Below are 610 nucleotides of genomic sequence, written 5' to 3' on the forward strand. Positions count from 1 at the left end.
GGTGTTGCCGGTGCAGTATGCGGATTTTGCGGTGTGGCAGCGGGGGCGGTTGTCGGGTGGGGTGTTGGAGGGGGAGTTGGGGTTCTGGCGGGAGCGGTTGGCGGGGTTGGAGCCGTTGGAGTTGCCGTTGGACCGGGTGCGTCCTGCGGTGCGGTCGTCGGGGGGTTCGACGTGGGTGTTCGAGGTGCCTGCTGGTGTGGGGCGGGGTTTGGCGGGTGTGGGGCGTGGTGCGGGTGCGAGTGTGTTCATGGTGTTGGTGGCGGTGACGCAGGTGTTGTTGTCGCGGTATTCGGGGCAGCGGGATGTGGCGTTGGGTACGGCGGTGTCGGGGCGTGAGCGTGCGGAGTTGGAGGGGCTTGTCGGGTTTTTTGTGAATACGGTGGTGTTGCGGTCGTGGGTGGATGAGGGGTTGTCGTTCGGTGCGTTTCTTGAGGGGGTGAAGGGTGAGGTTCTGGAGGCTTTCGCGCATCAGGATGTGCCGTTCTCGCGGTTGATCGAGGAGTTGGCGCCGGAGCGTGATACGAGTCGGACGCCGTTGGTGCAGGCGATGCTGGTGTTGCAGAACACTCCGGAGGCCGCGTTCGAACTGCCCGGACTCACCGCACAGGAG

Annotated in this window: 1 protein-coding gene; it reads left to right on the forward strand. The window is 65.2% G+C overall.

Annotated features, from left to right (window positions below; genetic code table 11):
- The coding region (locus tag SCA03_RS34865; protein WP_230989127.1) for a condensation domain-containing protein at positions 1–610 on the forward strand (610 nt) is incomplete at both ends.

The organism is Streptomyces cacaoi (assembly GCF_006539165.1).
Lineage (GTDB): Bacteria > Actinomycetota > Actinomycetes > Streptomycetales > Streptomycetaceae > Streptomyces > Streptomyces cacaoi.